The organism is Haloferula sargassicola (assembly GCF_040362925.1).
Lineage (GTDB): Bacteria > Verrucomicrobiota > Verrucomicrobiia > Verrucomicrobiales > Akkermansiaceae > Haloferula > Haloferula sargassicola.
The window spans coordinates 1-19,113 of the sequence record NZ_BAABRI010000032.1 but is presented as its reverse complement, the minus strand read 5'-3'; the positions used below and the strand labels follow the sequence as shown (position 1 = coordinate 19,113).

11 protein-coding genes and 1 pseudogene are annotated in these 19,113 nt (G+C 66.6%); 6 read left to right on the top strand and 6 right to left on the bottom strand.

Annotated features, from left to right (window positions below; genetic code table 11):
* Positions 1–2 precede the first annotated feature (2 nt).
* A complete protein-coding gene (locus ABXH26_RS19685) occupies positions 3–4,346 on the top strand; it encodes a PKD domain-containing protein (protein WP_353568819.1) in 4,344 nt (1,447 codons plus the stop codon).
* Between the two features lie 17 nt (positions 4,347–4,363).
* Here ABXH26_RS19685 and ABXH26_RS19680 read toward each other — a convergent pair whose 3' ends face one another.
* From ABXH26_RS19680 to ABXH26_RS19665, 4 genes are all read right to left on the bottom strand, one after another.
* Entirely contained in the window at positions 4,364–7,336 is a 2,973-nt protein-coding gene (locus ABXH26_RS19680) for an ELWxxDGT repeat protein (RefSeq protein ID WP_353568818.1), read from the bottom strand.
* A gap of 61 nt (positions 7,337–7,397) precedes the next feature.
* The gene (locus ABXH26_RS19675) at positions 7,398–9,038 is read right to left on the bottom strand and encodes a sensor histidine kinase (protein ID WP_353568817.1); all 1,641 of its coding nucleotides are present in this window, start codon (positions 9,036–9,038) and stop codon (positions 7,398–7,400) included.
* Positions 9,035–9,718, bottom strand: coding sequence for a response regulator transcription factor (locus tag ABXH26_RS19670; protein ID WP_353568816.1), 684 nt, complete (start codon positions 9,716–9,718; stop codon positions 9,035–9,037). The genes ABXH26_RS19675 and ABXH26_RS19670 overlap by 4 nt, the downstream gene beginning before the upstream one ends.
* Positions 9,718–10,248, bottom strand: coding sequence for a rhodanese-like domain-containing protein (locus ABXH26_RS19665; protein WP_353568815.1), 531 nt, complete (start codon positions 10,246–10,248; stop codon positions 9,718–9,720). Before ABXH26_RS19665 ends, ABXH26_RS19670 begins: the two co-directional genes overlap by 1 nt.
* A gap of 132 nt (positions 10,249–10,380) precedes the next feature.
* Between ABXH26_RS19665 and ABXH26_RS19660 the strand changes: the two genes are divergently transcribed.
* From ABXH26_RS19660 to ABXH26_RS19645, 4 genes are all read left to right on the top strand, one after another.
* Positions 10,381–11,583, top strand: coding sequence for a hypothetical protein (locus ABXH26_RS19660; protein ID WP_353568814.1), 1,203 nt, complete (start codon positions 10,381–10,383; stop codon positions 11,581–11,583).
* 105 nt (positions 11,584–11,688) lie between these two features.
* Positions 11,689–12,171 (top strand): BLUF domain-containing protein, encoded by a 483-nt coding sequence (locus ABXH26_RS19655; RefSeq protein WP_353568813.1) that lies wholly within the window; start codon positions 11,689–11,691, stop codon positions 12,169–12,171.
* A gap of 60 nt (positions 12,172–12,231) precedes the next feature.
* Positions 12,232–15,783, top strand: coding sequence for a chemotaxis protein CheB (locus ABXH26_RS19650; protein ID WP_353568812.1), 3,552 nt, complete (start codon positions 12,232–12,234; stop codon positions 15,781–15,783).
* A gap of 278 nt (positions 15,784–16,061) precedes the next feature.
* Positions 16,062–17,651: a LamG domain-containing protein gene (locus tag ABXH26_RS19645; protein WP_353568811.1), complete on the top strand. Its 1,590-nt coding sequence runs from the start codon at positions 16,062–16,064 to the stop codon at positions 17,649–17,651.
* Here ABXH26_RS19645 and ABXH26_RS19640 read toward each other — a convergent pair.
* Positions 17,615–18,277: a hypothetical protein gene (locus ABXH26_RS19640; protein ID WP_353568810.1), complete on the bottom strand. Its 663-nt coding sequence runs from the start codon at positions 18,275–18,277 to the stop codon at positions 17,615–17,617. The genes ABXH26_RS19645 and ABXH26_RS19640 overlap by 37 nt on opposite strands.
* A 19-nt stretch (positions 18,278–18,296) precedes the next feature.
* Here ABXH26_RS19640 and ABXH26_RS19635 point away from each other — a divergent pair, with 19 nt between their 5' ends.
* A complete protein-coding gene (locus tag ABXH26_RS19635; RefSeq protein WP_353568809.1) occupies positions 18,297–18,812 on the top strand; it encodes a hypothetical protein in 516 nt (171 codons plus the stop codon).
* Positions 18,813–18,829: 17 nt separating this feature from the next.
* On the opposite strand, the pseudogene ABXH26_RS19630 reads toward ABXH26_RS19635, so the two are convergent.
* Positions 18,830–19,113: pseudogene (locus ABXH26_RS19630) on the bottom strand (integron integrase); the annotation flags it as partial.

Sequence of the window (19,113 nt, the reverse complement as noted above, 5' to 3'; positions counted from 1 at the left end):
GGATGCGCGAACTGATCGCCACCGATCCCCAACGCGCCCTCGCCGAGGCGATCAGCCGCGCCGAATACGCCGCGCTGCCCGAGGAGATCCGCCCGTTCTACGAGCAGCCATTCAACGCCACCGCCACCCTGCGGGTGCTTCCAGTCTGCTCGGGGCCCGGCCACGAGCCGGATCGCATCCTGGAAATCAACGGCCGCTACCTCGATGCCTCCGTCTTCGGCCGTCGCCTCAGCCAGATGACGCTTGAGGAGGCACCCCTCCACGGCATCGTCCTCGACGGCCTCGCCGCCATCGCCGAGATGCCGCTCGAGCGCGTCGCTTCCGCCGACGAAGCCGCCCTTTCCCAGCTCCCCGTGGGAAATCCCGATCCCTCCCGCGATTTCGCCACCGGCGAGCCACTCGGAGTCGCCCCCGTCACCGCCCTGGCCGGAGGAAAGCGCTATCTTTTCCGGGATGCCGCCTCGATCGCCGTGGCGAACCAGCGGCTCGTCGCGCTCGACGAGGCCGTCGGACCGAAAAACGGCTCGCGCATTGTCTTCGAGCTCGCCGGCGGCGGCGATGGCACCACCGGGATCGACTGGCCGCTGATCGAAACCCTCGTCTCCGAGCAGGCCAGCAGCTGGTCGGAGACGCCGAAGTCGGTCTTCTGCATCCGCGTCGATTTCCCCGACGTCCCCGGCGAGACGGTCAGCCAGGCCACGCTGGCGAACGTGATGAACACCAGCGTCCGCGATGCGATCGAGGCCATGTCCTACGGCAAGACCTGGATCGATGCCGGGGTCAGCCCGATGACCGTCCGCATGCCGCAGCCGAGCACCGCCTACCTGCCCAGTGAGAACGGGCTGCTCCACGACGAGGCAAAGGATGCCTACCTCGCCCTCGCCGGAGCGACCGCGCTCGATGGATACGACATCGTCGTCGTTCATTTCCCCGGCATCGGCATCGCGAGCAGCAGCGGCACCATCTACGGCGGCCTCGCCGGCGGCTCCCGCCAGTGGCTTCAAGGCAGCCACTCCGCGAGCCTCATCACCCACGAGTTCGGCCACAACTACGGCCTGCCCCATGCCGGCTTCTGGGCCACCACCGATGGCACCGCCACCGGCGAGGGCAGCAACGAGGAATACGGCGACTTCACCGACGTCATGGGCGGCGGCTCGGTCCCGGAAGGCCACTTCCATCCGCTAGGGAAAATGCATCTCGGCTGGCTCGGTGCCGGCCAGTGGGCCGATGCCACCAGCTCCGGCACCTACCGGATCTACCGCTTCGACGACCCCGCCACCACCGGCACCCTGCGCGGCCTGCGCATCGACAAGACGGCCGACCCCGAGGACCCCGCCGAGTATTACTGGCTCGGCTTCCGCGCCGGCCACGTCGATGAGCCCGTGTTCCAGCAAAGCGCCTATCTCATCTGGCAGCGCCCCACTTTCAACAACCGCGCCTGGCTCATCGACACCACCCCCGGCTCGGCCGACGGCAAGTTCGACGCTCCCATCACCCTCGGCCGCACCTATTCCGATGAAACGGCCGGCGTCCACCTGACCCCCACCGCCACCGGCGGCAGCGGGGCCGACGCCTGGATCGAGGTCAACGTGCAGCTCGGCGACTTCCCCGGCAACCAATCACCTACGGGAAGCATCGTAGGTCCCACCACCGCGGACGCCCGCACCGCCGTCTCCTTCACCGCCTCCGCCTCCGATCCCGACGGCCATCCCCTCGCCTACAGCTGGGATTTCGGCGACGGCGCCACCGCCGCCAACCAGGCCGCCGTTTCCCACACCTGGACCGTGGGCGGCAGCTACACCGTCACCTGCACGGTCAGCGACATGAAAGGCGGCACCGCCGTGCTGACCCGCGCCGTCACCGTCGGCGACCCGCTCGACACGTGGAGCGCCACCCCCATCGGCCCCGCCAGGACGATCAACCGGGCCGCCTACCTCGACGGCCGTTTCGTCGCCACCGGCGATGACTACGCCTACCTCTCCTTCGATGCCGCCGGGTGGACCTCCATTTCCCTCGGGAGCGGAAACTTCAGCGGCGAGGGCATCGCCGCCGGCGCCGGCGATTTTGTGATCGCCGGTGAGGACTGGATCAACTCCGCCTGGGCGGCCGCCGCCTACCACTCGCCCGATGGCCGCAGCTGGCAGCGGGCCAACCTGCCCTCGTCCGCGCCGCTCAACGACGTCGCCTTCGGCAACGGCGTGTTTGTCGCGGTGGGCGACACCGGCACCGTGCTGCGCTCCGCCGACGGCGGAAAAACCTGGACCTCCGTCGCCGCCATCTCCGCGCAGAACCTCCGCTCGATCGCCTTCGGGGACGGCACCTTCGTGGTCGTCTCCGCCGACGAAATCCACACCTCGACCGAGGGCCTGACCTGGATCGACCGCACCTCCGGCCACTCCGCCGCCTCCTGGCATTCGTTCAACCGCGTCGCGTTCGCCGACGGCCGCTTCTTCACCGCGGGCTGGTATTCCAACGTCCACGTCTCCGATGACCTCGGCGCGACCTGGCGCCGGACCCCGGTCGCCGGCACCAGCGACTACGACATCGCCGCCCTCGGCGCCGGCGGCAACGCGCGGATCGCCTTCGCCGACGACAAGGACGAGTCGGACGCTCCCTCCCTGCTCGTGTCCACCGACGGCGACGCCTGGACCGAGAGCACCGCCACCCTGCCGGGCGCCAGTTTCGGCACGATCGCCTTCGGCGGCGGTGTCTTTTTCAGCGCTGCCGGCAACCCCGGCGAGGCCTGGACCAGCGGCAGCTTTTTTCCGTCGAACCAAGCCCCCATCGCCTCCGTTTCCGGCCCCACCAGCGCCGATGCCCGAACCCAGATCCTGCTCGAAGCCAGCGCCAGCGATCCCGATGGCGATCCGCTTCGCCTCGTCTGGGACTTCAAGGACGGCTCGCCCCTCGTCGAAGGCAGCGCCGCGGCCCACATCTTCCCCGGCGGGGGCAGCTACCAGGTCGAACTCATTGCCACCGACGAGCGCGGCGGGGTCACCGTGGAAACCCACGACATCACCGTCACCGACCCGCTCGACACCTGGAGCGACCGGGTTTCCGGCGTGACGGTGCACCTCAACGACATCGCCGCGAGCCCGACCCGGGTCGTTGCGGTCGGCGGTCGCCAGGGATGGTCGAACGAGCCGAACTTCCTCCACTCGACGGACGGCCTCAACTGGACCTCCGGCTCGCTCGGGCGCGACTTCAACACGCGCTCGATCATCTGGGACGGCAGCCAGTTCCTCGCCGCCGGGCAGGAATACGCCTTCGGCCCGGTCACCGTCCCGGTCAGCGGCTGGTATGGCGCCATCCACACCTCGCCCGATGGCATGACCTGGACCTACCGGCTCATCCACACCGGTGCTTCGCTGAATGGCATCGCCGGCACCGGCAGCCTCCATGTCGCGGTCGGCGACAGCGGTGCCATCTGGCGCTCCGCGGACGGCGGCGTGACCTGGAATTCCGTGCCCGCGCCCACCGCCCTGGATCTACGGGATGTGGCGTACCTCGACGGCACCTTCCTCGCCGTCACCGAGTCCTCCTACGCCGGTTCCCCCGTCAAGGTGCTGTCTTCCACCAACGGCCTGGTTTGGACCGATGTCTCTGCCGGCGCGGGCATCGGCACCTGGCAGGAGTTCGTGGAAATCGAGGCCCTGGGCGATCGTTTCCTGGCCAGCGGCTGGTATGCCGGCATCCGCCGTTCGACGGATCTCGGCGCGGCTTTCACCCTCAGCGGCTCGCAGAACCGCCGCTACAGCGGCTTCGCCACCGGCAACGGGCTCTGGTTCGCCGCCGGCATCGACTACGACAACAGCAGCGCTCCCCTCGACGCCATCTCGCAGGACGGCTCGACCTGGATCGAGCTCCCGACCACCGCCGCGGAAACCCGCAATGCCGCCGTCTTCTTTGCCGACACCTTCATCACCGTCGGCGAGAACGGCTCGATCCGCCAATCGGATGCCTTCTCCGCTCCCGCGGAAACGGGCTACGCGGCCTGGTCGCTTGCCCGGTTTCCCGAAGCTCCTCCGTTTTCTGATGCGGACGAGGACTTCGATGGCGATGGCCTGACCAACCTCCATGAATACCTCACCGGCACCGACCCGCGCGACGCCGCCGACCGGGTCGCCGTTTCCCTCTCATCGGACGAGGCCGGTGTCTTCGTGGAAATCCCCCGCTCTCCCTTTGCGACCGATGCCATCATCGAAGCCGAGTTTTCGACCGATCTCGACCAGTGGTCGCCCGCGGGCCTGACCGTGATCGAGAACTCGGCCACCCGCTACGCCGTGCAGGTCACCGACGCGTCGCCGCAAGGCTTCCTGCGCTTCAGGATGTCCCTGCTGCCGTGAAGCTCGGCAGGCGTCCGTCACCACAACTCGACCTCGACCACACCGAAGCAGCGGTCCTCCTCCACCCTCTCGGTGCGCACCACGAGTTCCCACTCGTCATCGAGGATCTTCACCGCCTCGTCGCCGCCCATCGGCACGAAGCTTCCATTCGCCAGGGAGGACGAGCGCTTCGCGACATAGCGCAAGGCATCGCCGCGGCGCCGCGGATACTCCACGCGCAGGATCATCCCCGTTTCGTCCGCCGCGGCGATGAAGTCCGGCAGTCGGCCTGCCGCTCCCGCAGTCGGAGCTGAGTAGGCCCGATCGCCATCGAGCCCGAAGGCATACTTCAGCAGGTTCGCCACGCCATCACCGTGCGGCGTGGCACCGGGCGCGGCGGCGATCCCTGCCAGGCCCGCGGTTTCCGACCAATGGTGGAAATCCAGCAGCCCGCCGACATCCATGATGTGCGGCTCCCGTCCCTCCGCCTCCGTGGTGGCCGCGAAGAACAACTCCCGCCCGACCACCGCCACCGGCATCGGCAGCGAGCCGCCGGAACCCGGCGCCACATCGAGCATCAGCCGGGTGCCTGCGGAGGTGCCGTCGGTCATCCACAGCTCTTCGCCGCTCGCGCCGTCATTGGCTTGAAAAAACACCATGCCGCCGACCACGTGCAGGTCCGATGGCTCGGAACCCACGGGCCCGGGGCGGAGATCGGCGACCATCACGGTGCCTTCCGGGCTGCCATCGCTGCGCCACAGTTCGCTTCCGTGGATGCCGTCATCCGCCGTGAAAAACAACTCGGTTCCCTTCGCCACCACGTAGGGGGTCGCCGGAAAATCCCAGCGATCCTCCTCGTCGCCGACCTGCTTGAGAAAGATCGCGGTGTCCCCCTGGGCCATCCACAAACGCTTTCCCGATGCCGGATCCTCCTCGAAGAAATAGAGCCGGTCTCCAGCCGCCACCAAGGGATACATCGAACCTGACCCGGTCCATCCCCCGACCGCCACCGTGCCCGTCGCCGTCCCATCGGTCCGGAAAAGGCCCGAACCTCCGCCGGTGAAGCCGGTGAAATAGGCCGCGCTCCCCACCTGGGTGAACCAAGCGGGATTCGACCCGCTGCTTCCGGACCTCACATCCTCCAGCAGGCGGGTCGTTTCCCCGTCCGTCCACCATGGTTCTTCGCCCTGCCCGGCGCTGACAGCGGAAAAAAGCACCCCTTCGCCGAAGACGCCCACCTGCGACCGAGCGTCTGATTTCAGAGGATTCGCGCCCGCCCCAGCGGCGACCCACAGCCAGCTTCCGCTTTCATCGTTGGCCTTGAAAAACACCCGCTCTCCCACCGCGACCACGTCGCCCACATACGAGGTCCCGCTGCCGGGCATGATGTCCTGCACCAGCGCCGTGCCGTTCACGTCCGACCTCCACAGCTCACTTCCATGGGTGCCATCGTCTGCTTGGAAAAACAGCCGCGTCCCCGCCGACGTGAAGCGGTTCGGCGAGGAATCTCCGGAACCCGGGGAGACATCGGCCAGCATCGCGGTGCCCGCCTCGCTGCCATCGCTCTGCCACGGTTCCTCGCCGTGCACGCCATCGTTGCCTACGAAGACCCATCCATTTCCCCACCCGGCCGATCCGCCCGGGCCGATCTCCACCCAGCCGTCCTGCGTGGTGGCCAGATCCCACACCATCCCCGTGCCCGCCGGGGTGCCGTCGCTCGACCACAGCTCGACGCCCGACACGCCGTCATCGCCGGGAAAAAAGAGCCCTTGCGGTGCCGCGACCGGATCCCGCGGCCACCAGTCGATCGTCGCCACCTGCGCCACCGCCCACGTGCCCGCCGCGGTGCCGTCGCTCCGCCACAACTCCCGGCCTTCTCCCCTTTCTAGGAAATACAGCACATCCTGCCACACAAGATACGAACTGGTCTCCAAGCCCGCACCCGCCGTGCGGATCAGGCGCAGGTTCGTGCCATCGGCATCGCAGGCCCACAAGGCCTCGACGCCCTCGCCCGCATTGACGGTGAAGCACAATGAGTCACCGAGCCACACCAGGTTCTTGGGAAACGAAGAGTCCACACCCGCCCGCAAGTCCGCCACCATCGCCGTCGTGGTCCCGTCCGAGCTCCACAGCTCGAAGCCGCCCGCCGCGTCCCGGCCGCGGAAAAACGCCCGGCCCTGGCGCACCGTCAATTGATCGGCCGCGCCCTCTCCCCCCGGCAGCACCGCGACCTGCTCCGCGGGCCCCTCCGCCACCCGCCACAGCTCCTTGGCGCCCTCGCGATCGAGCGTCATCCAGACCTCCCCGTCCGCGCCTGCGATCGAGACCAGCTCTCCCCCGCTCCCGAGGTCCGCCCTCATCTCCGCCGCACCGCTTTCCCCGACTCTCCACACCTGGTTGCCGTCCGCGAAATGCAGCTGCCCGTCGATCACCCGCAGCATTCTTGGATCCGAAATCTCCCGGACCGGTGGGAACGTGCCGCCCGGCAGGATCGGATTCAGCAACCACGTGCCCTCGGGTGTGCCGTCGGTCCGCCACAGGCTCCACCCGAACAGACTCGGCAGCCCGCCGCTCGTTCCATCGGTGAAATAAAACACCCCGCCGACCGACGCCACCTCCGCCGCCAGGCCGAAGTCTCCGCCGTCAGGGCGCTCGACCCTCATCACTTCCACGCCATCGCTCCACCACAGGCCCATGCCCTGGTCACCATCGTCCGCGAAGAAGAACACCCGCTCGCCCACCGCGCCCATGCGGCCCGGAAACGAACCCTGAAGGCCCACGCAAAGATCCCGCACCGGCCCGGTGCCGGCAGCCGTGCCATCGCTCGACCAGAGTTCGTGCCCTCTTACCGTATCGAAGCCCGTATAGAAGACCCGTCCGCCCGCGACCACCAGCTCGGATGGATCCACGCCGAGCTTCTCGGGCAGCGGATTCACATCCTTCACCAAGGTGTCTGCCGTCGCAGACTCGAAAATCGTCATGACGGCGAGGATGAGGGCGGTCTTGGTCACTGACCGTGGATCATGTTGAGCGAAACGGCCCGCGTCATCCCTTATCACTCCGCGGTTCATCTCAAGCGGATGGCAGCTCCAGGACAAAGGTCGCGCCATCACCGTCCGAGCAGGTCAACTCCCCTCCCAGGTCCCGGGCAAGACGACGCGACAGCGCCAGCCCCAACCCGACTCCCGGCTTGCTGCCCGCAGCCTCGTCAGCGGACTTGTGAAAGGGTCTGAAAATCTTCCACCGTTCGGCCGGAGGAATCCCCGGGCCGTGGTCGATCACCTGGATCCGCACCCGCCGTCCGAACTTGCCCGCCACCAGCTCGACCTGTTTCAGCTGACTCCGATCGGCATACTTGCCGGCATTGTCGATCAGGTTGAAAAGGATGTGCTCCACCGAGGCCTTGTTGGCACGGGCGACCGGATCGCCTTCCACCTGCAGAACCAGATCCAGGCCCGCGCTTTCCAGGCGCGACTCGAAGCGTTCACGCAGCGACTCGAGAAACCCGGCCACCACCACCCGCTCCGTCTCCGGGCTCGCTTTCCGCTCGATCCTTGAGAACGAAAGCACGTTTTCGACCAGATGCACCAGCCGGTCGGACTCGCGACGCATGGTCTCGAAGTAGCGGGCCTTCTTTTCCTCATCCTTCACCAAGCCCCCCGCCAACAGGTCGGAATAGAGGCGGAAGGTCGTCAGCGGCGTCCTCAGTTCGTGGGTCACCGCGGAAACGAAGGCAGCCCGTCGCTCGCTGAGACGCATGATTTTGAGGACGGTGGCGGTGCCCGCCACCAGCGCCACGATCACCGCCAGCCAGCCGACGGCCAGCGACCGGATGACCGCCGCGCCCACGCCCTCGGGGCCGGCGGCCGCCTCTCCCGGCACCAGTTTCCACGGAAATGAGGCAAGGGTCATTTCACCCTCGCCCCCCACCGTCGAGGGCTCCAGGGACGCCAGCGGAAGCAGGTCCGCGATTTCATCAAGCAGCAACCGCCGGAAGGCCGTCTTGTCGAGCCAGACCCCCTCGATGGACCGCACGACATCGCCATACTTGACCAGCCGCATCAAGAAGGGTTCGTCGCCGATCCAGGTCGGCTGGAAGGCACCTGCCGAGGACGCCAGCACCACCGCCGCGTCGCCATTGCCCCATTTCTGCTCGAGGCCCGCCTTGGTGACGGCCCGGTTCACCGCTTTGCCCCGGCTGGCGCGTTCATTGAAATTGAGCATCTGCTGGTCGGCCGGCTGATAGGGATCGCCGGCGGCCTCCTTCGGCTGGTCCGCCAGGATCATGTTGCCCCGCCACTGGTTGTCACCGGTGATCGTCGCGCACATGAATTGGTAGAGATCACCCGAGGACCGCTGGCCGGAAAGCAGCGCGCGGAGCTTCGTCATGGTCTCCTCCGCCAGGCTGCCATCGGGGATGACGCGACCATCCCGATCCACCCGGAATCGCAGCCGGACCAGAGGGCTTTCCCCCGCGTCCTGCGTGGCGTTGATGACCCGCTGGTTCTCCTCGATCGCGACCGAGGCCGCCAGCGTGTCCATCCTCCACAAGGAGAGGCGGATCCTTTCCTCCAGCCGGGCCCGGGACTCCGCGAGCGAGCGTTCATGCTCCGCCCGCATCACGCCGTGCGTGAGCCAGCCCATCGCCGCGAGGATGATCGCACCACAAACCGGCAGCGCCAGCCACGGAATCCAGCGGCATCTCCCGCTCATAGGTTCAGCCTCCACCCCTTGCCCCGCACCGTCACCAGCACGGACTGATCCCGATCGCGCAGCTTCCCGCGCAGGTGCATCACGTGCATGTCGAGCGTGCGCGTCTCCGTCCGTGCCGGATCGAGGCCCCACACGTGGCGCAGGATTTCCGCCCGCGAGACGACCCGCCCGGCGGAGCCGAGGAAATACCGCAGCAGCGAGGCTTCCCGGTCGGACATCGCGACCTGTTCGCCATCCGTGAAATGCACGACCCCACCGGCGAGATCGACCGTGCCACCGGGGATGGCGTGGGTTTCCGAAGGGGCCAGCCGCTCGCAGGTCCGGCGCAGCACGGCCTCCACCCGCGCCAGCAGCTCGCGCACGCTGAAGGGCTTCATCACGTAGTCATCCGCCCCGAGCCGCAGGCCCTTCACCCGATCGTTCTCCTCGCCGCGGGCGGAAAGGATGATCACCGGCTGGCCGGGACGCTGCCGCTTGAGCGATTCCAGCACCGCGAAGCCATCGCGGCCGGGCATGACAAGATCCAGCAGCAGCAGACGGTAGCTCGCCCGCAGGGCCAGCTCCAGGCCCGACACGCCGTCGGCGGCCTGCAAGGTACGATAGCCGCCGTACTCCAGCGCGTCGACCACGCCCTGGCGCACCGCCGCATCATCCTCGATGACCAGAATGGTCGTCTCCATCACCGTGCCATCCCATCCTCTCCCACCGGCCGAGGCAAGACGAACCGGCCTTCGAAGGGGATCCGCGTTCCCGAAAGCGGCAGGTCGGGCTGCAGCTCATACACGTTTCTGTAGCCATATCCGTAGAGATGGATGAAGGTCGGAATATTGAGCGCCAGCGGGGCCAATTTCATGGCCATGGACGCCGGGTCGCCGATGAAGTTGTTGTTGCAGTAGATGAGGATGCGGGTGGATTTGTCCGGAATCACCTCCGCCAGCGACTTCGAGGTGAAGTCCGAGAAGTTGAGATGCACCGCGCCCTTCACGTGGCGCAGGTCGAACTTTTCCCGGCTCCGCGTGTCGAGGATCACCGTTCCCTCCTCGCTCGCGAGGCGCAGGAACTCGGCTTCATCGACCCGCCGGTCGCGGCGGTAGGCCTCGACCTCGGCGGTCAGATCGCGGAATGCCGGATAGTCGATCCGGGCGTTGTCTTCATCAGCCACCAGAGTGGCGAAAAGACCCGCGGCGATGAGGGGGTGGATGGCTTTCATACGCACCGATCCTATCCCACGCCTCGCGCGCCGTCCGTAAAGGGAAGGTAAAATCCGCATCGGTAAATTCGAGGTAAACGGACCGGCGCGACCTTGCTCCTTTCCCTACCATCTCCCATGCTCTCGGATGATATGAAAACGTCCGTTCTGCTTACATCTGCCGCCTTCCTCTTCCCCCCCTCGCTGCCGGGATACGATCTCCACGAATGGGGCACCTTCACCACCGTCGCCGGGTCCGATGGCGTTCTGCTCTCCGGCGTGCAGCGCGAGGAGGAGGCGCTCCCGGACTTCGTGCGCCACCATCCCGGATTCCATCACGTGCCGCACGCCATCCGGGCGGGCAGCAAGTCCATGCCCCTACCGGTGAGCCACGTGACCGTGAAAATGGAGACCCCGGTGATCTACTTCCATTCCGACGAGGGATTCCGAGCCGAGGTGAAAGTGGGCTTCCAAGGCGGCAGCATCAGCCAGTGGTTTCCCGAGCGGAGCGGTGGCGAAACCGTGGAACCCGGCTCCGCGGCAGCCTTCCCGCCCCCCTCCTTCCTCGACTTTTCCAAGCCCTACCACGGGTCGATCGAGTGGGAGGTCGATGTCCTTTCCCCGCCCGAGAGCCGGAACACGGTGCTGTTCAAGCCCGGCGATCTCCTCCAGTGGACGCGCGCCCGGATTCCCGAGGCCAACGTCGTGCGGGCCGGCGACGGCTCGACGGAGGGTTTCCTGTTCTACCGCGGACTCGGGAACTTCGAGCCCGGCCTGCGCACCACGGTCGCGGCGGACGAAACGCTATCCCTTCACAATGACACCGGCGGCATCATCCCCTATCTCCTGATCTATGAGAAGATGAGTGACGGATCTTCCCGCTGGCTGCAGCACGGCGATCCGCTGCTACCGGGAAACGATCTCCGTTTTCCCGAATCGAAGCTCCGGAGCGGGAAGCCGGGCTTCGACGACGAGCTGTATTCCGAGCTGGTGCGGCACCTCGCCGGCCAGGGACTGTTGCCCTCCGAGTCCGCCGCCATGGTTCAGACCTGGTGGCAAAGCTACTTCGACACTCCGGGCCTGCGCGTGTTCTGGGTGCTGCCCGCGAGCCGCACGAGTGCCATCCTTCCGCTCCGTGTCGAACCCGCCCCCGAAACCACCATCCGCATCCTGGTGGGGCGCTCGGAGGTCATCCGGCCGCGCTCGGAACAGGCATGGCTCGCCCTGGCCACCTCGGAGATTCCCGAGGAGCGGCGGCAATGGGCAAGCCTGGTGGGCCTCGACCGCTTCGGCCTCGCCTATGCGGAAAGGATCAAATCGCTGCAGTCCCGCCCGAAGGAGACCGCGGCGAGATGACCGGGGACGGCGGCGGAATCTTGCGGACTCTGCGGAAGAAAAGGTTTCGCCGCCGGCACCTTCTGGTTGAATGGCGGAAGCCCAGGCAAGATCCCGCACCCACCCATGCCGACCGTCGTTTCTCCCTCCCCGCCCCTTCGCTTCCCCGGTGATCCCGCCGAGATCTTCTCGCTCGCCTACGCCAGCCGACCCTCGCGGGTGCTGCAGGGCCCGGAAATGCAGTCTCTCGAGCGCCAATCGGCCATCAACAACAAGGTGCTCAAGATCACCGGCCTGCTGATCTGGGACGACGAGTGGATCGTGCAGATTCTGGAGGGTGAGGAAGAGGAGGTGCGCCGGCTGCTGGAAAAAATCGAAGCCGACGACCGCCACCGCGATCTCCGCGTGTTTGCGGAGAACTTCACGCCCGCCCGGCGGCTCGGCGAGTGGAACATGGTCTTCCGCACCGTGCGCTACCAAGCGCCGAAGATGCGGGATTCCTACCGCGGGCTGGTCGAATCCCTGGCCGACACGCCGCTCAAGCTGGAACTCAGCGACGACCGCGTCGCGAGCTTCCGCCGCATGGCGGACCTTTGCGAAGCGCTCTGACGCCCGGGCATCTCCCGCTTGCATCCGCCCCGAACTGGCCGATGGATTTTGCTCTTCCACATGTCGCAGCCCGGCTCTTCCTCCTCTTCCTCCCAGCCCTCCGCCCCGCAGGCGGAGCGTTTCATCGTGGGCATCGGCGCCTCCGCCGGCGGGCTTGAGGCCCTGGAGCGCTTCTTCGAGGCGGTGCCGCAAAAACCCGGCCTGTCCTTCGTCGTCGTCCAGCACCTCTCGCCCACCTACGAGAGCCACATGGAGGAACTGCTCGGCCGCCGCACCTCGCTGCCGATCCGCCGGGTCACCGATGGCATGCCGCTCGAGCCGGACGCCATCTACCTGATCCCGCCGGCGAAAAACATGATCGTCTCCCAGGGCGAGCTGCTCCTCACGGAAAAGGACGGCTCGGCCCTCAGCTACCCGATCGATGCCTTCTTCCGCTCGCTCGCCAGCGAGGCCCAGAAAGCCGCCATCGCCGTGATCCTTTCCGGCACCGGCTCGGACGGCACGCTGGGGGCGGAAAGCATCCACGACGCCGGCGGGCTCGTCCTCGCTCAGGATGAACACAGCGCCAAGTTCGACGGCATGCCCTCCAGCGCAGTGGAGGCCGGCATCGTCGATCTGGTCATGGCCCCCGAAAAGATGCCGGAGGTCATCGCCCGCTATGCCTCGGACGATTTCGATCGCGGCGAGCTGGTCGACCGGCTGCCGCCGGAAATCCCGGACACCGCCCTGGAGCTGATCTTCTCCCGGCTGCGCGAGCGCTACGGGATCGATTTCAGCCAGTACAAGCCGAACACCATCTCGCGCCGGATCCAACGGCGGATCGGCATCAACGACGACCTCGACCTCGAAACCTACGCCAACCGGATCTCGGACGATCCGGGCGAGGTCGATGCGCTCTACCGCGACCTGCTGATCGGGGTGACGCGCTTTTTCCGCGACGCGGCCGCCTTCGAGAGCCTCATGGAAAAAGGCATCCGGCCCCTGGTCGCGCGCGAGGCCGAGGAGATCCGCATCTGGGTGCCGGGCTGCGCCTCGGGCGAGGAAGCCTACTCGATCGCCATCCTGGTCCACGAGGAATGTGAGCGGCAGAATAAGCCGTTCCGGCTGAAATTGTTCGCCAGCGACGTGCATGCCGATTCGGTCCGCCAGGCGGGCGAGGGCGTGTTTCCCGCCGAGTCGCTCGGCGATATGAGCCGGCGGCGGATGCAGCGATACTTCATCCAGCGAGAAGGAGGTTATCAGATCGTCGCCGAGCTGAGACAAGCCATCGTTTTCACCCAGCACAACCTGATGAAGGATGTGCCGTTCACGCGGCTTCATCTTATCAGCTGTCGCAACCTTCTGATCTATCTCCAGCCGAACGCACAGAAGCGCATCTTCTCCTACTTTCACTTCGGCCTGCGCACCGGGGGCATGCTGCTGCTGGGGCCCAGCGAGACCATCGGCGACCTCGAGGAGGAGTTCAGCGTGCTGGACAAGCACTGGAAGCTCTACAAGAAGCGCCGCGACGTGCGGCTGGTGAAGGAACACCAGCAGCCGGCCTTCGTGCAGACCGCCGCGGTCTTCCGCCAACCGGGCGACACACCGGCGCGCGAAGAAGGCTGGGACCGCCCGCGCCGCGAGCACGAGCTGCTGCGGATCTATGACAACCTGCTCAACCACTACATGCCGGCCGGCATCCTGGTCGATGACCGCCAGCGCGTGGTCCATGTCTTCGAGGGAGCGGAGCGCTTCCTGCGCATTGCGCGCGGCCGGGCGTCGCAGTCCTTGGCGGACCTCATCCGCGACGAGTTGAAGGCCTCCGTTTCCGGGGCCCTCCAGCATGCCACGAAGGACCAGCGCCCGGTCCGCTACACCGGCATCCGCCTGGACGGAAAGTCCGTTGACATCAAGGTGACGCCTTTCTCCGACCCGCAATCGGCAAGTACGACGTTCTTCGTATCATTCGAGGAACCGGCCGCGGAGGGGGACGGCGCCGAGGCGCGGGTCGAGTCCGGCCGGGTGATGGCCCAGGACGACCGGCGCGAGCTGGAAATGGAGCTCCGCTACACCAAGGAGAACCTGCAGGCGACGATCGAGGAGCTGGAAACCAGCAACGAGGAACTCCAGGCGACCAACGAGGAGCTGATCGCCTCCAACGAAGAGCTGCAAAGCTCGAACGAGGAACTGCACTCGGTCAACGAGGAGCTGGATACGGTCAACCGCGAGTACCAAAACAAGATCCGGCAGCTCACGGAGATGACCGACGACCTCGACAACGTGCTCAGCGCGACCGAGATCGGCGTGATCTTCCTCAATCCCGACCTGACCATCCGCAAGTTCACCCCGCGCATCCGGGAGACCTTCCGTTTCATGCGGCGGGACCTCGGATGCGACATCACGGGCTTCGCCCATCCGCTGCGCTACGACGGCCTGCGGGAGGACCTGCTGGAGGTGCTGGCATCGAAGAAGGCGCTGACCCGCGACGTGCGCGCCGACGACTCGCGGATCTACCTGCTCCGGGTCGGCGCCTACGAATCGGACCGCGCCCAGGGCGGGCTGATCCTTTCCATCGTGGACATCACGGCCATCACCGAGGCCGAGGGCCGCGCGCGGCGGCTCGCCGAAACCTTCCAGGCCGCGGTGCGGAACTTCCCGGAGATGCTGCTCGTCATCAACCGCAACAAGCAGGTCGAGTTCATCTCGCCCGACGCGGACGCCTTCATGCGCCGCTACGCCGCGCCGGGAGCTTTGCCGCTGGGTCTCGATGCCGACGTGGATGACGCGCTGCGCCACAACCGCTCGCACCTGCCCGTGGACTTCAACGGCGTGCGCGAGCTGACCCTCGACGACGGCACGCGCCGCGCCTACCTGAGCCGCGTGACGGTGTTCGAGGATTCCACCGGCGTGCCCGCCGGCGCGGTGGTCACCATTCAAGACGTCACCGAGTTCCGGATGCTCGATGAACTCAAGACCGACCTCATCAGCACCCTCAGCCACGAGCTGAAAAACCCGCTCACCGGCATCACCTTCTCGCTCGGCATCCTGCTCGAGGATTCGGCCGGGCAGCTGGAGGAAACCCAGCGCAAGCTGATCGAATCCGCCCAGAACGAGGCCCAGCGCATCCAGAAGATGATCTCATCGATGCTCGAGCTCGGTCGTTTCGAAGGCGGAGCCGGGCGCAGTGCGCTGGAAGACGTCGAGGTCTCGAAGCTGCTCGCCGAGGCGGAGGAAAACCACCACCACGCCGCGTCCGTCGCCGGCATCGAGCTGGTCACCGAGGTGGCCGAAGGCTGCGATACGATCCGCTGCAACCCGCGGCAGACCATCGTGGTTCTCGACAACCTGATTTCCAATGCCATCAAGCACAGCCCGCGCGGCACCACCGTGACCCTGCGCGCCGGGAACCACGGCGAGGGCACCCGCTTTTCCGTGACCGACCAGGGCCCGGGCTTCGACCCGCAGTATGGCGACCAGGTCTTCACCAAATTCTTCCGCATCCCCGGCAACGACCTCCACGGCAACGGCATCGGCCTCAGCATCGCCCGCCAGTTCGTCCTCGCCCAAGGCGGCACCATCGGCGTCGACACCGAACCCGGCAAGGGCGCGAGCTTCCATTTCACGCTGCCCTGATCGACCGGGAAACCCGCGCCGTTCCGGGGCCGCGCGGCAGCGTAGGGAAAGTTCGGTCCTGCCCGGCGGCGCACGGATCGTCGCGCGACCCGGTGTCGATCTTCGAAACGACCTTGATCCCGTTTGGAAACTTCACTAAGTCTCCGATGATGCTCCGGAAAGGGGAACCCGGAGGTCTTCACCATGCGGAGCGCCGCCCCGATATGACTCCTCCCTCTCCCGAAAGGTGATGTGCGGCACCCGGGGCGGGGTGCCGCTGAACCGATCATCACAGGACCATGAAACCGACTTTTCGAGCCCGCTCCCTCACCGCCGCCGCGCTTGCACTGGGTCTCCTCGCAGAGGTCGGAAACGTCCGGGCCGCCTTCCCCGTCGCACATTTGACCTTCGATGATGCCCTCGATCTCGGCGCGGACAGCTCGGGAAACGGCAACGACGGCACCCCGTTCGGAACCCCATCCCCGGCAGCAGGCATTTCCGGCGGAGCCGCCGATTTCACGACGGGAAACCATACCTTCCGCTGGACGGGTGAGAGCAACCCGGTCGAGAACGTGCTCGAGGGCGACTTCACCTTTTCCGTCTGGGTGAACACCACCGCCACCGGGGGCGGAGCGGGCAACTCGCTCGCCTACCTGGGCCAGGCGATCATCTACGCCGATGTCTCCGGCATCAGTGCCGACACCACCCCCATGGCGCTGAACGGCAGCAACCTCGCGTCCCTCACCGCGGGCACCGGCATGCTGTCCACCTCTCCGATCAATACCGGCCAATGGGTGCATCTGGTGGTCACCCGCGACTTCGGGGGCGTGGACCGCATCTACGTCAATGGCGCCGCGGAGGGCGCGATCAGTTCCTCGGCGACTCAGGACCTCAGCGGCCGCAACGAAGTCGTTCTCGGCGGCAACCTCATCGACTCCCGCTATTTCAACGGCCTCATCGATGACTTCCAGGCCTACAACGTGGCCCTCTCCGCCTCCCAGGTGGCATGGCTGCATCGCCATCCCGGAGCGAGCCTGCCGGACTCCGCCTACGCCGGCATCACCCTCTCCAACGGCGTCGCCTACAGCCAGAACTTCAACACCATGACGGCCACCACGCAGACCTTCCCCAACGGCGTCTTCGCGGAACCCGTGAACCCTCCCGCCGGCTGGACCTTCGAGGGCAACGGCGCGAACCTCGGCAAGGCCGGCGAACGCGCGCTCGGCATCGGCACGGCGCCCGACGCGGCCTTCGGGGCCAGCTTCGTCATCGAAACCGGCGGCGAGGAGGTCGCCCTCGATTTCGCCTTCACCGCCGAGCAGTGGTATCAGGTCGGCAGCGGCGCCATCGGTTCATTCATCGATTTCGAATACAGCACCGATGCGACCTCGCTCACCACCGGCACCTGGCAGCCCTTCGATCCCTTCGACTATCGTCGCGAAATCACCCTCCCGCTCGGTGACCGGGCCACGGATGGCGACGAGGACGACCACCGGGAGGAAATCCAGGGCACGATCACCCTTGCCGACGTCCCCGACGATTCGGTGATCTGGATCCGCTGGACCGGCGTCCCCGATGCCAGCACCGGCGGAACCTTGCGGCACGATGGCCTGAGCGTGGACGACTTTTCCCTCACCGCCACCTCCTCCTCCGTCCCGCCGCCGACGATGATCGAAATCACCTCCCTTTCCGGCGGGCCCGGCTCGTCCGTGTTGACCTGGGAAACGACGCCGCCCGGAGCCGCCGTCGATCTCTACCGGAGCACCGACCTCACGACCTGGGGTGCGCCCCTGTCGACCGGCCTCGCCTCCGGCAGCTTCACCGACAATGCCGCCCCCAGCCCGCGGGCGTTTTATGTCATGGTGCCCGCCGGTGATCCCGGCCCGTGACCCACGGGCAACCCTGCGGCCCGATCCTGTCGTAGGAAAACGGGCGGCTCGGGCCCAAGCCCGGACCTGCTGCCGGCCACCGTCACGGCTGATGTCACGAAGAGCACCACCGCCGGCGCTTCGCCAGCTCGCAAGCCACTCGATTCCACATCTCCGCCTCCCAGAAACTCGAGGCGAGTCTCCCAAGACGGGGAAGCCCCCTTTCGATCCGGTGAGCTGGAGAGTTGATATAAAAACCTGACCTCGTCCAAAGCATTCCCCCTCACGTCCGAAGCGTCCCCTCTCGCGCCGTTGGCGTCTCTTTTCCCGGCGAGGGAGTCTCTTTTCCCAGCGAGGGCGTCTCTTTTCACGACGAGGGCGTCTCTCTTCCCAGCGAGGGCGTCTCTTTTCACGGCGAGGGCGTCCCTTTTCCCGGCGAGGGCGTCTCTTTTCCCGGCGAGGGCGTCCCTTTTCCCGGCGAGGGCGTCCCTTTTACCGGCGAGGGCGTCTCTTTTCACGGCGAGGGCGTCCCTTTTCACGTCCGGGGCGTCCCTTTTCACGGCGAGGGCGTCCCTTTTCACGTCCGGGGCGTCCCATTCTCCGCTGAATTCACTCTCCTTCAGTCGAGTCGTTGCCTCCGGCAGCATGGGGGACGCTCGTGCGCTCGTGAACATCGAACGCCGCTTCAAATCCGCCGAACGCCGCTTCAATGCCGTCAAACGCCGCTTCGACGCCATCGAACACCGCTTCGAAGCCATCGGACGCCGTGTCGAAACCGTCGAACGCCGATTCGAAGCCATCGGACGCCGTGTCGAAACCGTCGAACGCCGATTCGAAGCCATCGGACGCCGTGTCGAAACCGTCGAACGCCGCTTCGAAGCCATCGAACGCCGTGTCGAAACCGTCGAACGCCGCTTCGAAGCCATCGAACGCCGCTTCGAAGCCATCGGACGCCGTGTCGAAACCGTCGAACGCCGATTCGAAGCCATCGGACGCCGTGTCGAAACCGTCGAACGCCGCTTCGAAGCCATCGAACGCCGTGTCGAAGCCACCGAACGCCGCTTCGGAGCCGTCGGGAGCCGGACAGAGCCGGAAGAGGCCACAGAAGGAGTGGAGTTCGGAACCGATGTCGCCTGCGGCCTCGACCGACCACGAATGGCCGCACCGCCGTACAGCCTGTAGAGGCTGCCGATGCTCCCTTACAAATCGTCCAAGGGGCTGGCCGCCCTTCCCTCCATCGCATGGACCACGTGAGTGTAGATCTCCGTCGTCTTCACGCTGGAGTGTCCGAGCGCAAAACGGTGCCTCAGCGTGTGGGCCGAGACCTTTTTGGCGATTCCCGCCCTTTTGACGGCTTTCGACAGCCATTGGCTCACCGCTCCTTCCAGCAGATGGTGCCGCTTCAGATCCCCATCGCGGGGGTCCTCCGCCCGCTGGGCCGTCGGAAACACCCAGTACCATTCCCAGCTGCGCGAAAGTTTTC

Bases quoted from the DNA above. Each gene is read 5' to 3' on its own strand.
- ABXH26_RS19660 (WP_353568814.1), top strand. From the start codon at position 10,381: ATGAAAACGTCCGTTCTGCTTACATCTGCCGCCTTCCTCTTCCCCCCC.
- ABXH26_RS19640 (WP_353568810.1), bottom strand. From the start codon at position 18,277: ATGCTGCCGGAGGCAACGACTCGACTGAAGGAGAGTGAATTCAGCGGA.
- ABXH26_RS19655 (WP_353568813.1), top strand. From the start codon at position 11,689: ATGCCGACCGTCGTTTCTCCCTCCCCGCCCCTTCGCTTCCCCGGTGAT.
- ABXH26_RS19650 (WP_353568812.1), top strand. From the start codon at position 12,232: ATGTCGCAGCCCGGCTCTTCCTCCTCTTCCTCCCAGCCCTCCGCCCCG.
- ABXH26_RS19665 (WP_353568815.1), bottom strand. From the start codon at position 10,248: ATGAAAGCCATCCACCCCCTCATCGCCGCGGGTCTTTTCGCCACTCTG.
- ABXH26_RS19670 (WP_353568816.1), bottom strand. From the start codon at position 9,718: ATGGAGACGACCATTCTGGTCATCGAGGATGATGCGGCGGTGCGCCAG.
- ABXH26_RS19685 (WP_353568819.1), top strand. From the start codon at position 3: ATGCGCGAACTGATCGCCACCGATCCCCAACGCGCCCTCGCCGAGGCG.
- ABXH26_RS19675 (WP_353568817.1), bottom strand. From the start codon at position 9,038: ATGAGCGGGAGATGCCGCTGGATTCCGTGGCTGGCGCTGCCGGTTTGT.
- ABXH26_RS19645 (WP_353568811.1), top strand. From the start codon at position 16,062: ATGAAACCGACTTTTCGAGCCCGCTCCCTCACCGCCGCCGCGCTTGCA.